The organism is Bradyrhizobium sp. Kon69 (assembly GCF_055807515.1).
Genome location: NZ_JBVVOS010000013.1, coordinates 158,754 through 174,734, shown reverse-complemented (window position 1 = coordinate 174,734; position 15,981 = coordinate 158,754). Strand labels below are relative to the sequence as shown.

Sequence of the window (15,981 nt, the reverse complement as noted above, 5' to 3'; positions counted from 1 at the left end):
CAGCCCCTCGCCATCAGAGGCTCTTGGCCATGCGCGGATCGAGCGCATCGCGAAGGCCGTCGCCGAGCAGGTTGACGGCGAGCACGGTGACGGACAGGAAGGCCGCCGGAAAGAACACGATGTAGGGCTTGACCTGCCACAGCGCCCGCCCCTCGGCCATGATGTTGCCCCAGGACGGAATGGTCGGCGGCGTCCCCGCGCCGATGAAGGACAGGATCGCCTCCGTGATCATCGCACTGGCGCAAATGTAGGTCGCCTGGATCAGCATCGGCGCCAGCGTGTTGGGCAGGATGTGGCGCAGGATGATCATCGGCGTGCGGGTGCCGCAAGCCACCGCCGCATCCACGTAAGGCTGCTCGCGCAGCGACAGCACGACACTACGGACAAGACGGGAAACCCGCGGAATCTCGGCGACCGTAATCGCGAGAATGACGTTGCCGACGCTGCCGCGTGTCAGTGCCATCAGCGCGATCGCCAGCAGGATCGGCGGGATCGACATCAGGCCGTCCATGAAGCGCATCAAGATGCCGTCGGCCCAGCGGATGAAGCCGGAGACGATGCCGATGGCAAGGCCGACCGCGGACGCGCATATCGCAACTGACAGCCCGACCGTGAGCGAGACCCGCGCGCCGAACAGCACGCGCGAATAGATGTCGCGGCCGAGAACGTCGCTGCCAAACCAGTAAAGCGCCGACGGCGCGCGGGTGCGCTTGGCCGGCGCAAGTGCGGTCGGATCCACCGTTCCAAGATAAGGCGCAAAGATTGCGATCAGCACGAGGATCAGCAGCAACGTGCCGCCGATCGCGACGGTGGGATGCCCCCGCAGCAGGCCGATGAAGCCGCGCCGGATCACGACGGGCCGAAGAATCTCCGGCAGTTGCGGCGCGAGGACGAAGCCGGCCGGCAGCGCTTGCGGATTGACGGTCGTGTCGGTCAATAGCGGATCCTCGGGTCAACGATGGTATAGACGACGTCGATCATCAGATTGACGAGGACGTAGACGAAGCTGAACAGCAGCACGATGCCCTGGATGACGGGATAATCGCGGCGCAGGATCGCGTCGATCGTGAGCCGGCCGAGGCCGGGAATCGCGAACACGCTCTCCGTGACGACAGCGCCGCCGATCAGGAGCGCGATGCCGATCCCGATCACCGTGACGATCGGCACCGCCGCGTTCTTCAGCGCGTGGACGAACAGGATGCCGCCCTGCCCGAGGCCCTTGGCGCGCGCGGTACGGATATAGTCCTGCTGCAATACTTCGAGCATGGTGGCGCGCGTGATACGCGCGATCAGCGCGATGTAGACACAGCCGAGTGCGATCGACGGCAGGATCAGGTTTTGCAGCCAGGGCCAGACGCCCTGGGCGAGCGGCGTATAGCCCTGCACGGGAAGCCATTCGAGCTCCAGCGCGAAGATATAGGCGAGGACATAGCCGACGACGAAGACCGGGAGCGAGAAGCCGAACACGGCAAAGGCCATGATGGCCCGGTCGATCAGGCTTCCCGCCTTCCAGGCCGCCAGCACGCCGAGCGGCACCGCAACCACGATCGTGAGCAGGAGCGTAACCATCATCAGCGACAGCGTCGGCCCGAGACGCTGCCCGATCATGGTCGAGACCGGCAGATTGGTGAAGATCGAGGTGCCGAGATCGCCGTGCAGAATGCGCCAGACCCAGCTGCCAAACTGGATCAGGAAGGGTCGATCGAGGCCGAGGCTCTGACGGATGCGCTCCACATCCTCCGGACTTGCCTGATCGCCCGCGATCACCACGGCGGGATCACCCGGCGCGATGTAGAGCAGGCTGAACACGAACAGCGCGACGATCGCCATCACTGGCAGGGTCGAGGCGATACGCCGGAGGATGTAGGAGAGCATCTGGTTTCAGCGCAGGGTCATGCGGATTTCGACACGCCCCAGAAGAACGGCAGCGGCCCTTTCGTGATGCTGGAGACGTTCTTGCGCCAGGCCGTGTAGCTGAGGAAGAACCCGGTCGGCGCGTAGACGACGTCTTCGAGCGCGACCTTGTTGAGGCGGGCGACCGCGGCCTTCTCCTCGTCGAGGTTCTTGGCCTCGAACCAGGACGTGACCTCCTTCTCTGTGCCGGGGCTGTTCGGCCAGCCGAACCAGGCCTTGTCGCCGTTGGCGCGAATGGCGGTGTAGGGCGCCGGATTGATGCAGTCCGAACCCGCGTGCCAGGTGTGGAACATGTTCCAGCCGCCCTGCCCGGGTGGCGTCTTCTGTGCGCGGCGGGAGCCGACCGTGCCCCAATCGGTTGCGACGAAATCGACATTCATGCCGAGCTTCTTCAGGAGATCGGCGGTCACATCGCCGAACGCCTTGGTGATCGGCTGGTCCTGCGCCACCAGGCACGTCACCGGCTGGCCGGAATAGCCGCTCTCGGCGAGCAGCTTCTTGGCAGCATCGAGATCGCGCTTGCCCTTCAGTACTTCGCCGCCCGCCTCGGTGTAGAGCGGCGTATCGGGCGTGAAGAAGCCGGGCAGCGACTTCCACAGCGAATTGTCGTCACCGACAAGCGCACGCATATAGTCCTCCTGGCTCATCGCCATCAGCACTGCGCGCCGCGCTCGCACGTCGTTGAAGGGCGGATACAGGAAGTTCATGCGGAACGAGCCGACATTGCCGAGGGGATCGCCGATGTCGACGCTGATGTTCTTGTTCTTCTTCAGGATCGGGACAAGGTCCGCGATCGGGTTCTCCCACCAGTCGATCTCGCCGTTTTGCAACGCGGCCGCGGCGGTCGCCGGATCGGGCATCACGATCCATTCGACGCGGTCGAGCAGCATCTGCTTGCCGCCGGCAAGCCACGACGCCTTCTCCTGCCGCGGTACATAGTCGGCAAACTTCTCGAACACGGCTTTCGCGCCGGGGACCCACTCGCCCTTGGCGAACTTCATCGGCCCCGAGCCGACATAATCGCCGATCTGCTTGAACGGATCGGTCTGCGCAATGCGCTCCGGCATGATGAAGGCGCAAGGCGAGTTGTTCTTGCCAAGCGCATAGAGCATCTTCGGGAATGGCTGCTTCAGCACCCATTTGAACGTGCGGTCGTCGACAGCGGTGAGCTCCTGCTGCAGCGCCTTGAGCATCAGCCCCATCGGATCGCGCGCCGCCCAGCGCGTCAGGCTCGCAACGACGTCCTTGCTTAGCACCGGCTCGCCATCGTGGAATTTGAGCCCCGGTCGCAATTTGAACGTCCAGGTGGTGCCGTCGTCCGTCACTTCCTCGGATTCGACCATCTGCCGCTGCGGCTGCAGCGCGGAATCGACGCCGTAGAGCGTATCCCAGACCAGCGCGGCGGCATTGCGCACGACATATTGCGTGCCCCAGATCGGGTCGAAATTGGCGAGGTTTGCCTGCGGCACGAAGCGCAGAGTGCGCGCCGAGGCGCCTTGTGCGATCGCCGGGGCCGAAAGGCCGCTCAATGCCAGACCGCCTGCGCCGGCCAGTCCCTTCAATACGGTCCTGCGATCCATGAAATCCTCCCAATAGTGCCGTGATGCCGGCCATCGTTGGCCAAGAACAGGTGAAACCAGAGCTCATTGGCGTGCAAATGGTATGCCACTAGCCGGACCTTCGCCAGCGGGATATCCGCACCATCTGGGCCGGTCGAGACCTCAAAGCGCGGCCGCCAGCACTGGGCCGGTCTCGATATGCGGAATCGCCTCGACCAGCTTGCGCGTGTAGTCGGTCTTGGGATTGTCGAACAGCGCCCGGCTCTCGCCCTGCTCCACGATGGCGCCATTGCGCAGCACGATGGTGCGGTCGCAGAGCATGCGCACCACGTTGAGATCGTGGCTGACGAACAGAAGCGCGATGTCGTTCTCGCGCCGCAAGCGGTCGAGCAGTTGCAGCACCACCGCCTGCACGGAGACGTCGAGCGCAGCGGTCGGCTCGTCCAGCACCAGAAGCCGCGGCCGGCAGGCAATGGCGCGGGCGATGCCGACGCGGGCCTTCTGGCCGCCGGAGAGCTGATGCGGAAAGCGCGGCAACAGATCCAGCGGCAGCCCCACGCGAACGGCGCAGTCTTCCACCCGCTTGCGCAGCGCATCGCCCGCACGCATACGATCGAGCCGCATCAGGGGATGGGCGATGCAATCGAAAGCCGTGAAGCGCGGATTGAGGCTCTCGTTCGGATCCTGGAACACCATCTGGATGTCTTTGCGGAACTGCGAGCGGTGAAAATCGCGCGACGCCACGTGGCCGATCGACTGCCCGTCGAACACGATCTCGCCTTCGCTCGGATCGATCAGGCGGCAGATCATGCGCGACGTCGTGCTCTTGCCAGACCCGGATTCGCCGACGAGGCCGACGCTCTCGCCGCCGGCCATCGTCATGGAGAAGTCCGCCACCGCCGCGGCGCCCTCGTCGAAGCGTTTTGCGAGCTTGCGCACTTCCAGCAGCGGCGGAGTCCCGTGAACGGGCTCCTGCCTGGGTCTGCTGACGACAGCCGCGTAGCCTTCCCGCTCCTCTTCCGTCACGAGGTCCGCGATCCCGGAGGTCGCGGTCGGCGACGCTGCCACCAGACGCCTGGTATAGGCGTGCTGCGGCGCGCCGAACAGCGTCCTGGGGCTTGCTTCTTCGACGATGCGGCCGCGCTCCATCACCGCGATACGGCGACAATATCGCGCCGCAAGTCCGAGATCGTGCGTGATCAGGATCGTCGCCATGCCGCGTGCGGCGGCAATCTCCGCCAGGAGGTCCATCACCACCTTCTGCGTGGTAACGTCGAGTCCGGTCGTCGGCTCATCGGCGATCAACAGCGCGGGATTGCAGGAAATCGCAATCGCGATCATGACGCGCTGGCACATGCCGCCGGAAAGTTCGTGCGGATAGGCGTTCATCCGCGTCTCGGGGTCGCGGATCTGAACGGCACGCAACAACTCCAGCGCCTCGGCGCGGGCGGCGTCCTTCGAAATCCGCTTGTGCGTGAGGATTGCGTCCGCGATCTGCAGGCCGATCGCGCGGATCGGATTGAGCGCCGCCCGCGGGTTCTGGAAGATCATCGACATCGCGGCGCCCTGGAGCTGCCGGAGATCATCGCCCCTGAGTTTTGTCACGTCCTGGCCGCGAAACAGGATTTTTCCGCTGGTGACGCGCCCGGCTGCATCGAGCAGGCGCGTCGTGGCAAAACCGGTCACCGACTTGCCCGATCCGCTTTCGCCGACGAGGCCGAGCATCTCGCCGGCTTCGACCGTGAGCGTCACGCCGCGCACGGCCTCGACCATCCCTCGTCGCGTCGAGAATGCGACGTGGAGATCGTCGATCCTGAGCAAGTCCCCGCTCATGTGCGCATGCGCGGATCGAGAATGTCCCGCATCCCGTCACCGAGGAGGTTGAAGCACAGCACGGCCATCATCAGCGCGAGGCCCGGAAAGGCCACCAGCCACCATCGCCCCGTCGAGATGAAGCGGGCACCCTCCGCGACCATGATGCCCCATTCCGGCGTCGGTGGCTTGACGCCAAGGCCGATGAAGGACAGGCCGGCGGCGTTCAGGATGGCCCAGCCGAGATTGAGCGATATCTGCACGGCCATCGCCGGCAGGATGTTCGGCAGCAGGAAGCGCAACACGACCGAGAAATGACTCTCGCCGCAGGAACGCGCCGCCTCCACCCAACCGACATTGCGCCGGACGTTGACCTCGGCGCGCGCGAAGCGGATGTAGAACGGAAGATTGATGATCGCGGTCGCGATCACGATGTTCTCGATCCGGTTGCCGAGCGCCGCAACCATCGCCATCGCCAGCACGAACAGCGGAAAGGCCATCATGACGTCGACGAAGCGGCCGACCGAGCGGTCGAGCCTGCCGCCGGCATAGCCGCAGAAGGAGCCGACGACGGCGCCGATCACGAAGGAGATGCCGACCGCCGAGACCGCGATGGCAAGGTCGAGGCGGGCCGCAACGACGAGGCGGCTGAACACGTCGCGACCGAGCTGGTCGGTGCCGGCAAGGTGCGCCGCGCTCGCCGGCTGCAGGGCCTCCGAGACATTGGAGACGATGGGATCATAGGGCACGAGCCACGGTCCGAAGATCGCGACCAGGACAAACAGCAGGACGCCCGCCGCGGCGACACCGGTCAGCGGGTTGCCGCGCAAAATCCAGACCGAATGGCGGAGGGTTGCGCTGGTCATCCGATCGACACCCTGGGATCGGCGATGCCGTAGCAGATGTCGACCACGAGATTGACCAGCACGAAGATGCCAGCCATCAGCAGCACGAAACCCTGCACCGGCGCATAGTCGGACGACAGCAGCGCGTCGAGCGCGTAGGAGGCAACACCCGGCCAGGAGAACACCTTCTCCACCAGGACATTCGCGCCAAGCATGGTCGAGAACACGATGCCGGCAATGGTGATGACGGGAAGGATCGCATTGCGCAGCGCATAGGTGACGACGACCTTCTGCCAGGACAATCCGACCGAGCGCGCGGTGCGCACGAAATCGCTGCCGAGCGAGACTAGCATCGAGGCACGGGTGATCCGCGCCAGTGGCGCGATGACGAACAGGGCCATGCTCACCGCCGGCAGGATCAGCTGCTTGCAGGCCGCCCACCAGCCCTCGATGTCTCCCGCGAGCAGGAAATCGATCGACAGGAATCCGGTGCGCTGCGGCGGCAGCGAGGTGAAGACGTCAATCCGCCCGGTCGGATCAGGTGCAAGACCGAGCAGATAGTAGAACACATAGATCAGCAGCAGGCCGGACACGAAGGTCGGCACGCAGACGCCGAGCGCGCAGAACAGCCGCACGCCGTGATCGACCAGCGATCCCGGTTTCAAGGCTGCGACCACGCCGAGCGGCACCGCCGCGATCAGCGCGATCAGGAGCGCCGTGAAGGTCAACTCCAGCGAGGCCGGCAGCCGTTCGCGCAGGTCCTTCAGGACCGGCTGTCCCGTCATCATGGAGCGGCCAAGATTGCCGCGGCCGATATCGGACAGATAGAACACGAGCTGCTCCGGCACCGACTTGTCGAGCCCCATCTGCTTGCGGATCTGCTCGATCTCCTCCTTGCCGGCATTGGGCCCCGAGGCGAAGAACACCGCGGGATCTCCGGGGAGGACCCGCATCAGCAGAAAGGTGAAGACCAGCACGCCGAACAACGCCGGCAGCGACGACAGAAGCCGCCTCCCCGCCCGCGCCACCGTCGCACCAAGACCGGTCATCACCTTTCAGAGCCTCTGGCCACTTCTGACATCACTTGCGGCTGACGTCGCGATAGTCGACCTGACGATGGAACTCGTAGGTATAACCCTCGATCGACGAAGCCATCACGGCGTCCTGGTTCGGCTGCCACAGCGGAATCTGCGGCATCTCGCTGAAATGGATCGCGTTGAGCTTGCGGCCATCGTCCTCATACTTGGCCTTGTCGGGCTCGAAGCGCGCTTCCTGCGCGATCGTCGCCAGCTCCGGATTGTTGATCGAGCTGTAATTCCAGCGCTGATTGCCGGTGTAGAAGTTGCGGTAGAAGTAATCGGTCGAGGGCAGCCAGGCGACAATGCCTTCCGTGAACAAGGGCAGCTTCTTCTCGTTGATCTGCGTCGACATCTGCGCGTCCGGCAGCTTCTGGATGTCGACCTTGATCCCGATCTTGGCAAGCGATTCCTTCACGAGAGCCGCCATCGGCTCCGCGGTCGAGGCCTGGCCCACATTGAAGCTAAAGGTGGTCGAAAAACCCTCCGGGAGTCCTGCGGCCTTGAGATATTCCCTCGCCTTGTCGAGATCGGTCTTCACCGGCGCCTGGAACGGATAGATGCCGTTCAGCGGCTTGCCATCCGGCCAAGTCGCACCGAACAGCGGGGCACCACGGCCGAACAGGGCGGCCTTGAACATGTCCTCATAGGGCAGCGCGAAGGCGATGGCGCGGCGGACATTGACGTTGTCGAAGGGCGGGATCTGGTTGTTCATCGAGACGAAGGTGATCGAATTGTATTGCGGCGTCGAGATCACCTTGAGCTTGCCCTTGGCCTCGAGCGACTGCACGTCGCTGGCCTGGAGATCGACGACGAGATCGGCGTCGCCGCGCTCGACCAGATTGGCGCGGGTCGCGGGCTCCGGCACGGACTGCACGATCACGCGCTTGAAAAACGCCGGCTTGCCGGGCGAGCCGCGGTTCCAGTCCTCGTTGCGCTTGATGATCACCTGCTCGCCGGGCTTGAAGCTCTCGATCACGTAAGCACCGCTGCCGGCGGTGTGCTCCTTCAGCCAGGCGGTGGCCCAGGGATCTTCCGGGGTCGCGTGCTCCTTGGCGACCTTGGAGTTGATGATCAGCGGGTAGACCGTGGCGAGATTCGGCAGCGCGAGCTTGTCGGGCTTCGGCAGCGTCACTTCGATCGTGAGGGGATCGATCACCTTGAACTGGTCGGCCGACGTCAGCGATCCCGTCAGCAACTGTGCCTTGCCGAGGATCGGCGCGGTGACGCATCGATCGAGCGACCATTTGACGTCCTCGGCGGTGACGGGCGAGCCGTCCTGGAACTTGGCATCCTTGCGCAGACGGAACGTCAGCTTCAGTCCGTCCGGGCTGACGTCGTAGGATTCGGCGAGCTCGCCGGTGATCTTGTCGAGATCGAACACCCATTTGCCGTTGAGCTGCTTGCGGCCGAACGCGACAAGGCGGTCGTAGGTGCTCATGCTCAGCGCGAAGGATTCGCGCGTCGAGCCCGGGATGTTGGGATCAAGGGTGTTGACGGACGCGCCGGTGACATAGCGCAACGTCTCGGCCCTGGTCTGCGCTTGCGAGGGCGCGGTGGCGACGAGCAACAACGCGGTGGTGGCGAGCACGAAGGATGCCGACCTGAAAGACACAAAACGCATTTGTTTTCCCCAAAATTCTCGACAGGAACGCCAGCAGGACAGGTTAAGAAAGAAGCAAGTTGCGCGCCAGTCTCATGATGCGCTGTTGTGGACGCTTTGTCGCGGTGGCGCATGAACGATCATCGAGATTCCTGCATTTTTCGCGCTGACCGCGTGACCATGGCCTGCGGCACGTCATAGGCGCGGAGCGAGGCCCAGTGCCGTTCCACATCGGCACGAAACAGGCCGCGCGTCAGGCCATTCACCAGCTTCGGCACTGCGGTCGTCATCGCGTTGATCGGCGATCCCGACGGACCGAAACTCATGGTGGAGGCGATGGCGAAAAGATGGATATTCGAGATCCACGGCGTCTCGCCCGCGACACGCTCGGTGAAGGCGTAATCGTCGGCGAGATAGGGAAAGCGGCCGAGCCGCGCGCTGCGTTCGCTCTCCGGGGGATGGTAGCGGTCGGCCCAGGTTGCGATATTGCCGGCAAATTTGCGCAGCTCGCCACGCCCGGAAAAATCCATGTCGATGCCGGTGCCGCAGATGACGAAATCCAATGCGATGACGCCGCGCGGCGTCTGCAATTCGATGCCCTTGCCGGTCTCGCGCGCGGCCTCAAGCGGCGCGCCCTCGTGCAATGTGAAATTGGCATGGCGCGCACAGCGATCATAGGTCGGCTGCGGAAAGCCTTCGCGCATGTCGAGGATGGTGCGCATGAAGCGCCAACGCCAGGCATCGTCGAGATCGCTGAGATGGCGGAGGAAGCCGCGGAAGGTCAGCCAGCGATAGGGCTGGATCAGCTGGATCTGCGCCCGACGACACAGCAGATGCACCTCCGTCGCGCCAGCCTCCAGTGCGGTCGCCGCATTATCGAAGGCAGATGCGCCGGCGCCGATTACGGCGACGCGCTTGCCGCGAAGCTTTTCGAAATCGATGTCGTCGGCGACGGTTGCGACCGAGCTCATGGGCAGATAGCTCAGCGGCTCGGGGATCATCCAGTTCCCCATTCCCTCCTGCCCCGTCGCCAGCACGATCTTGCGCGCATAGAGCGTCTCGACTTCATCGCCACGTTTCACGCGTGCGGCCAGCAAACCATCCGGCGCCGGCTGGATCTCCAGAAGCTCGCAGCCGTTCCGCACCGGCAATGCGATTGTACGTCGCAGCCAGAGCAAATACTCGGCCCAGTGCTCCCTCAGGATCAGATTCAGCGTCTGCCAGCTTTCCTTGCCGAAGCGGGCTTCGTGCCAGGATTGATAGGTCAGGCTCGGGATGTCGAGGTCAGGTCCCGTATAGTCCTTCGGGCTGCGCAGCGTCGGCATGCGGGCATAGGTGAGCCATGGCCCCTCCTTCCCCTCCTCGGCCTTGTCGAGCAGCAGGATGTTGCTGACGCGGGAGCGCATCAGGCCGAAGCCGATCGCGATGCCGGATTGGCCGGCGCCGATCACGAGCACATCCAGCGCCGGCTTACCGTCCGGTCCCTGCTTCGGTTCGAGCCAGGCGGCACCGGGATGCGCGATCCGGGCGAGATCGGCGCGAACGTTCACTTCGAGCTCTGTCAGCGCATTGCTCATGCCGCGAGCCAGCCTCCATCGACCACCATCACGGTGCCGGTCGTGAACGAGGATGCATCGCTTGCGAGGTGAAGCGCGGTCTGCGCGATCTCCTCGGCCTGGCCGAACCGCTTCATGACATGGCGGTTGCGGGAGGTTTCCCGCACCTCGTCCGCATTGGCGTGTCGGGCAAAGCTGCGGCGAAGCATCGGCGTGTCGATCGCGCCGGGTGCAATCGCGTTGACGCGAATGCCGTCGGTCGCAAAATCCACCGCCATCGTCCGCGTCAGGCTGATAATCGCGCCCTTGGCCGCGATATAGGCGCTGTTGCCCTTGCCGCCGGCAATCGCAAGCTGCGACGCCAGCGTGATGATCGAACCACTCTTCTGCCGCTGCATCTGCGGCACGGCCGCTCGCGCCCACAGCCAGGTGCCCCCGACATTGGTGCGGAACACCGCATCCCAATCTTCAGGGCTGGTGGTTAGCACCGTGCCGCCGCAGGAAAAGCCCGCGGCGGTCATCAGGATATCGAGCCGGCCGTGCCGTGCCACGACGTCGTTTGCAACAGTCCCGGCGAAATCAGCATCCCCGACGTCGCCAACATGCGTCATGGTCTCGCCGACCAGGCTCAGGGTCTCCTGAAGTCCCGCGGCATCGCGATCGACCAGAGCGAGATGCGCGCCCTCTTCCGCGAACAGCTTGGCGCTGGCACGGCCGATGCCGGAGCCCGCTCCCGTGATGATGGCCGTGCGCCCCTGCAGCCGCATCTCAGATCCACTTCTTGTGCTGCGTCAACCAGGCGCTCATCGCGGCCGCCGACTCGGCGCAGCCAAACCTCGCCCGCCAGCCGAATTCATCCGCCATCCGGTTCACCGACAGCGGTGCGCGATAGGCCCCATGCAGCTTGATGGCCGTGCTCTCGCCAGGCACCGCGAGCCGGCACTCCAGGCCAGGATGCAACGCTGCAAAAGCCTCGCCCCATTGCAGCGCAGGCCAAAGTTCTCCGCGGGAGATGTTGTAGAGCCGATGGCGCGGCCGCTCGGCTTCAATCAGCAGTGCGACGGCCTCGGCCGCATCCGGCGCGTAGATCCAGTCCCTCATGCCCGCTTCAGGCATGATCGCCAGCTCGCCGCGGGCGAACGCGGCCAAGATCTGGAACTGGAGGCTTGGCGTGTCGCGCACGGAGCTCGGTCGCTCCCACGGTCCGAACAGGGCGCTCAGCCGTACGCTCAGGAAATCGCCGCCGAAGAGTTCGGCATGGCGCGCGACCGAGCGCTCCGAGGTGAACTTGCTGATGGCGTAGAACGAGACCGGATCGCAAGGGGTGTCCTCGTGGAGAATCTCGACCCGTGCACCCGCAGCACCATAGGCCGATGCCGAGGAGAGATTGACGACCCGGCGCACGCCATGACGGATCGCGGAGAGCAGGATCGGGATCTGCGCCATCACATTGATCTCGAGCACTCGCGCGGTCGATGCCCTCTCCAGTTCATCACCGGCGGTGATCGCAGCGCCAAGCACGATCGCATCAACGCCTTCGGCGATGAGGGCATCGATGGCATCGGCGTCGGTGATATCGCCCTGCACGGCTTTGAGCCGTGCGCCGTAGCCGGCAAGAGACCGCCGCGCGGATGGCGGCAACTCTGCACGATCATACAGCGTGACGTCACGCCCACGCGCGAGCAGCACCTCGGCGAGATTGAGGCCGACAAAGCCGGTGCCGCCGAAGATGACGATTTTCATCGCGCGCGATCCGCCATCACAGTAGCTTCGCTCCGAAATTACGTTCAGGATCCATGTCGGCCACGAGCCGGCCGGTGGGCTTGGCCGCGTCGCCGCCGCTGCGTGCCAGGAACTGGCCGCTGCCGGCGCTCGCGAGGCACTTGTTGCCGTCGATGATCACCCGGCCGCGCGACAGCACCGACACCGGCCAACCCTTCAGCTTCCGTCCCGCAAACGGCGTGTAGCCGGTGAGATCGTGCATCATCTCGTCGGCGATCACGGTCTCGCGATCGGGATCCCAGATCGCGATATCGGCATCGGCGCCGACCGCGATCGAGCCCTTGCGCGGATGCAGATTGTAGATCTTGGCCGGCGCGGTCGCCGTCAGCTCGACGAATTTTTCCAGGCCCAGCCGTCCTTTCGACACCATCGCGTCGAACAGCAGCGGCAGGCGCAGCTCCAGTCCCGGCAGGCCGTTGGCGACCTGCTTGAAGTTGGGATTGGGACCGGCGCGCAGCTTGCCGGTCTCGTCGTAACGATAAGGCGCGTGATCCGACGAGATGGTCTGGAGATCGCCGAGCGACAGCGCCTGCCACAGCGCCTCCTGGTCGGCATGCGTCCGCGGTGGCGGGCTGCACATCCACTTGGCGCCCTCGGCACCCGGCTTGTCGAGATCGGCCGCGGTCAGGAACAGATATTGCGGACAGGTCTCGGCAAACACCTTCAACCCCTGCCCGCGCGAATCCCGGATGACCTTGGCGCCCTCGGCGGTCGAGACGTGGAAGATCATGATGGGCTGGTCGATCAGCGCCGCCATGCCGATCAGCCGGGTAAAGGCTTCCGCCTCCGACACGCGGGCGTGGCTGACGGCGTGGTATTTCGGCATCGTATAGCCGCGCGCGAGCAGCCGCTTCACCATCCAGGCGATGATGCCGTGGTTTTCGGCATGGGCGCACAGCATCGCGCCGGACTGGCGCGCGGCCAGAAGAATATCCAGCAGCGGCTCGTCGTCCACCTTGAGCCGGTCATAGGTCATGAAGATCTTGATCGAGCCATGGCCCTGCTTCACCAGCGCCGGAATGTGCTCCTCGACCGTTTCCTTGGTCGCATCCGCAATGATCATGTGAAAGGCGTAGTCGATCACGGCGCCCTTTTTCGCCAGCGCGTGATAATCCTCCACCACCTGCGGCAGCTTCATGCCGACATGCTGGGCGGCAAACGGGATCACCGTGGTCGTGCCGCCAAAGGCGGCCGAGACGGTCGCGCTCTCGAAGGTGTCGGCGTTCATGATGCCGGCAGCGGACAATTGCTCGATATGGGCATGGCTGTCGACGCCGCCGGGCAGCACCAGCTTGCCGCGGGCGTCGATCTCGCGCTTCGCGGACGGAAGCCCGCGGCCGATAGCGGCGATGGTCTCGCCGGAGATGGCGACGTCGGCCTCGAACACGTCGGTCGTGGTGGCAACGCGTCCGCCGCGGATGATTAGGTCGTAAACTGGTTCAGTCATGAGGCACTCCGTGATAGCCTAAAGCCAAGTGATCGCCATTTCGCAGGAAGACCAGCATGTCTCGGCCGCGCATTCTCGTCATCAATCCGAACTCGAACCCCGCGGTCACGCAGGGGCTCGAGGACGCGCTGAAGCCGCTCGGTTTCGAGGGCGGGCCGGAGGTGGTCTGCCAGACGCTGGCCGAGGGTCCGTTCGGCATCGAGAGCCAGGCCGATGTCGATAGCGTCGCGATGCCGCTGCGCCGGCTGGTCGAGGGCGACAACAGCTCGGCTGCCTTTGTCATCGCCTGCTACAGCGATCCCGGGCTTCAGGTCTGCCGCGAAGGCACCGACCGCCCCGTGTTCGGCATCGCCGAGTGCGGCGTGCTGACTGCACTGGCTCGCGCCGAAACCTTTGGCGTCATCGCGATCGCCCAGCGCTCGATCCCGCGTCACATGCGCTATCTCAGGCAGATGGGACTGACCGAACGCCTTGCCGGCGAGCGGCCGCTCAACATGAGCGTCGCGGAAACCGCCTCGGGCGAAGGCACGCTGGCCAGGATGATCGAAATCGGCCGCGCGCTGCGCGACGAGGACGGCGCCCGCGCCATCGTGATGGGCTGCGCCGGCATGGCGCGCCATCGCGGTCCCCTCGAAGACGCGCTCGGCATTGCCGTGATCGACCCAACACAGGCGGCGGTCACCATGGCGCTGGGTACGGTGCAGTTCTCGAACCACTAGGCGTCCTTCAGCTCTTTGGCGTCCTGCCGCGCGAGCCACTGCGCGTGGCTCTCGCGGACAAGCGCAAACGTATCCCGCTGCGTCGTGTAGAGATTGCCGAACATGCGACCGATCGGCCGGTAGGCGTCGAGGTCGACATACATGTTGGCCTCGTCGACGAGGCCCTCGCGGGCGTGAACCCGGAGCACCTCGCCGACCAGCAGATCGCGATCGGGCGAAAAATTCAGGGCGACATGGCGCCGGCATTCCAGCGCGAACGGCGCCGCGGCGAGGCGCGGCACCTTCACGTCTACAGAGGGAAGGGTCGCGAGCCCTGCCGCAGCGACCTCGCTGTCGCCGGACGGAAAATCAACCGCGCAGTCGTTCATCGCCACCGACAGCGCCTCGTCCACCATGTGAACGACGAACTCGCCGTCGCGATGGATGTTGCGGGTGGTGTCCTTCGGGCTGTGATCCGGCTTGTGCTGGAGACCGAGCACGATCAGCGCCGGGCTCTCCGAGAACACGTTGAAGAAGCTGAATGGCGCGGCGTTGACCGCCCCGTTGGCATCGAGCGTCGTCACCAGCGCAATCGGCCGTGGCACCACCACGCCGCAGAGCAGCTTGTAGCGGTCGCGCGGATCAAGCTCGCGCAAGGATATGCCGGATGTGCTCTGGCCAGTCATCGACGTCACGTCTCCTGCGGCGGCACCGCACCGGTACGGCTGGTGATCAGGCCGTAATGCTCGATGCGGCGGTGCTGCGCGAAATTGAAGATCGTGGTCTTGCCGAAGGTGGTGGCATCGAGGTCGCAAGCGTGGACCAGCAGTTCGTCCTCCTCCGTCTTCGCTTCGGCGACGATTTCGCCATTGGGATCGACGATCAGGCTGCCGCCGAAAAGCCGGTGTCCGTCCTCGTTGCCGGCCTTGGCCACCGCGACCACCCAGGTCGCGTTCTGATAGGCGCCGGCCTGCGCCGAGAGGCGGTTGTGGAACAGGCGTTTCTCGACGCCCTCATCGCTCCTCTCCGCATTCACGGACGGGGTGTTGTAGCCGATCAGTACCATCTCGACCCCCTGCAAGCCCATCACGCGATAGGTCTCCGGCCAGCGCCGGTCGTTGCAGATGGCCATACCGATGATGCCGCCGAGCTCGCGCCAGACATTGAAGCCGAGATCGCCCGGCTCGAAATAGCGTTTCTCCAGATGCTGATGCGAGCGCTTGGTGTCGTATTCCACATGGCCGGGCAAATGGATCTTGCGATATTTGCCGACGATCTTGCCGGAGTTGTCGGTCAGGATCGCGGTGTTGAAGTGATGCCCGTCCGGCGTCAGCTCCGCATAGCCGAAATTCATCGCCATCTGGTGCTGCGCCGCGCGCTCGAACAACGGCCGGGTCGCCGCGTTCGGCATCTCGCGCTCGAACCAATTGTCGAACTCGGCCCGGTCCTCCACATACCAGCGCGGGAAGAAGGTCGTGAGCGCCAGTTCCGGATAAACGATCAGGTCGGCGCCCTTGCTCTTGGCCTCATCCATCAGCGCGATCATGCGCTCGACCACGGCCTCGCGGCTGTCGGCTTTCTGGATCGGGCCCATCTGGGCGGCGGCAACATTGACGATACGCATCAGCGATTTCCTGGTGATGTCCTGGGCCAAGCCACAATTTCAATAATGTGCCGGCGCGCGGCAGC

Annotated in this window: 14 protein-coding genes; 1 reads left to right on the top strand and 13 read right to left on the bottom strand. The window is 64.7% G+C overall.

The genetic code is table 11. The annotated features are described in order from the left end of the window. Positions 1-13: 13 nt before the first annotated feature. The 11 genes from AC0L3U_RS19080 to hydA form a co-directional block, all read right to left on the bottom strand. The gene (locus tag AC0L3U_RS19080; protein ID WP_456765004.1) at positions 14-937 is read right to left on the bottom strand and encodes an ABC transporter permease; all 924 of its coding nucleotides are present in this window, start codon (positions 935-937) and stop codon (positions 14-16) included. Next, on the bottom strand, positions 934-1,875 hold the full coding sequence (locus AC0L3U_RS19075) for an ABC transporter permease (protein ID WP_473291316.1): 942 nt from the start codon (positions 1,873-1,875) through the stop codon (positions 934-936). Before AC0L3U_RS19075 ends, AC0L3U_RS19080 begins: the two co-directional genes overlap by 4 nt. A gap of 17 nt (positions 1,876-1,892) precedes the next feature. Beyond that, entirely contained in the window at positions 1,893-3,494 is a 1,602-nt protein-coding gene (locus AC0L3U_RS19070) for an ABC transporter substrate-binding protein (protein WP_473362775.1), read from the bottom strand. Positions 3,495-3,635: 141 nt separating this feature from the next. Then, entirely contained in the window at positions 3,636-5,306 is a 1,671-nt protein-coding gene (gene nikE / locus AC0L3U_RS19065; RefSeq protein WP_473362774.1) for a nickel ABC transporter ATP-binding protein NikE, read from the bottom strand. Then, a complete protein-coding gene (locus tag AC0L3U_RS19060; RefSeq protein ID WP_473362773.1) occupies positions 5,303-6,151 on the bottom strand; it encodes an ABC transporter permease in 849 nt (282 codons plus the stop codon). Before AC0L3U_RS19060 ends, nikE begins: the two co-directional genes overlap by 4 nt. After that, complete coding sequence (locus AC0L3U_RS19055; RefSeq protein ID WP_473362772.1) at positions 6,148-7,182, bottom strand: ABC transporter permease; 1,035 nt, start codon at positions 7,180-7,182, stop codon at positions 6,148-6,150. Before AC0L3U_RS19055 ends, AC0L3U_RS19060 begins: the two co-directional genes overlap by 4 nt. A gap of 28 nt (positions 7,183-7,210) precedes the next feature. Further along, a complete protein-coding gene (locus AC0L3U_RS19050) occupies positions 7,211-8,830 on the bottom strand; it encodes an ABC transporter substrate-binding protein (protein WP_473362771.1) in 1,620 nt (539 codons plus the stop codon). A 119-nt stretch (positions 8,831-8,949) separates the two neighbouring features. After that, positions 8,950-10,386 carry an NAD(P)-binding domain-containing protein gene (locus AC0L3U_RS19045; protein WP_473362770.1) on the bottom strand — a complete coding sequence of 479 codons (1,437 nt, stop codon included), beginning with the start codon at positions 10,384-10,386 and terminating at the stop codon, positions 8,950-8,952. Continuing rightward, on the bottom strand, positions 10,383-11,132 hold the full coding sequence (locus AC0L3U_RS19040; protein WP_473362769.1) for an SDR family oxidoreductase: 750 nt from the start codon (positions 11,130-11,132) through the stop codon (positions 10,383-10,385). The genes AC0L3U_RS19045 and AC0L3U_RS19040 overlap by 4 nt, the downstream gene beginning before the upstream one ends. 1 nt (position 11,133) lies before the next feature. Next, positions 11,134-12,108 carry an NAD-dependent epimerase/dehydratase family protein gene (locus AC0L3U_RS19035; RefSeq protein WP_473362768.1) on the bottom strand — a complete coding sequence of 325 codons (975 nt, stop codon included), beginning with the start codon at positions 12,106-12,108 and terminating at the stop codon, positions 11,134-11,136. Between the two features lie 16 nt (positions 12,109-12,124). Continuing rightward, positions 12,125-13,594: a dihydropyrimidinase gene (gene hydA / locus AC0L3U_RS19030; RefSeq protein ID WP_473362767.1), complete on the bottom strand. Its 1,470-nt coding sequence runs from the start codon at positions 13,592-13,594 to the stop codon at positions 12,125-12,127. 56 nt (positions 13,595-13,650) lie between these two features. Between hydA and AC0L3U_RS19025 the strand changes: the two genes are divergently transcribed. Continuing rightward, positions 13,651-14,313, top strand: a complete 663-nt coding sequence (locus AC0L3U_RS19025; RefSeq protein ID WP_473362766.1) for an aspartate/glutamate racemase family protein — start codon at positions 13,651-13,653, stop codon at positions 14,311-14,313. Here AC0L3U_RS19025 and AC0L3U_RS19020 read toward each other — a convergent pair. Together AC0L3U_RS19020 and AC0L3U_RS19015 are read right to left on the bottom strand one after the other, a co-directional pair. Beyond that, the gene (locus AC0L3U_RS19020; RefSeq protein WP_473362765.1) at positions 14,310-14,978 is read right to left on the bottom strand and encodes a flavin reductase family protein; all 669 of its coding nucleotides are present in this window, start codon (positions 14,976-14,978) and stop codon (positions 14,310-14,312) included. The two genes, AC0L3U_RS19025 and AC0L3U_RS19020, sit on opposite strands and share 4 nt — an antisense overlap. Before the next feature lie 5 nt (positions 14,979-14,983). Further along, positions 14,984-15,916, bottom strand: coding sequence for an N-carbamoyl-D-amino-acid hydrolase (locus AC0L3U_RS19015; RefSeq protein ID WP_473362764.1), 933 nt, complete (start codon positions 15,914-15,916; stop codon positions 14,984-14,986). Positions 15,917-15,981: the final 65 nt, after the last annotated feature.